A 271-nucleotide genomic window follows, 5' to 3' on the forward strand; every position below is an offset into this window, starting at 1 on the left:
GTCAGGGAGAGGGTGTCGTTACGGGCTGCGCGGTACTCACCTCGCCGTTACGCATCGTCTGCGTGATCTGCTGTTTTTCGGTATTCAGCACTTTCAGCTCTGCATTCACCGTGGGCTTTAACGGCGTACTGGCTTTTACGTTGCCGCTGGCGGTCAGCTGAATATTGCCATCGCCGGAAATCGGCAGCGCAGGCCAGCCCCACTGCTGCAATACGTTCACCGGTACGCCGCGTCCGTTGAGGCTCACTTTCACCTGTCGATCCGCCAGCTG

General features: G+C 59.0%; 1 protein-coding gene. It reads right to left on the reverse strand.

The window, feature by feature from the left end:
- Window position 1 precedes the first annotated feature (1 nt).
- On the reverse strand, window positions 2-271 hold a 270-nt coding region (locus FQ668_RS27500), incomplete at its 5' end, for a hypothetical protein (protein ID WP_218570900.1).

The sequence above is a fragment of the Pseudomonas sp. Kh14 genome, assembly GCF_900291005.1.
In the GTDB taxonomy this organism is placed as follows: domain Bacteria; phylum Pseudomonadota; class Gammaproteobacteria; order Pseudomonadales; family Pseudomonadaceae; genus Aquipseudomonas; species Aquipseudomonas alloputida.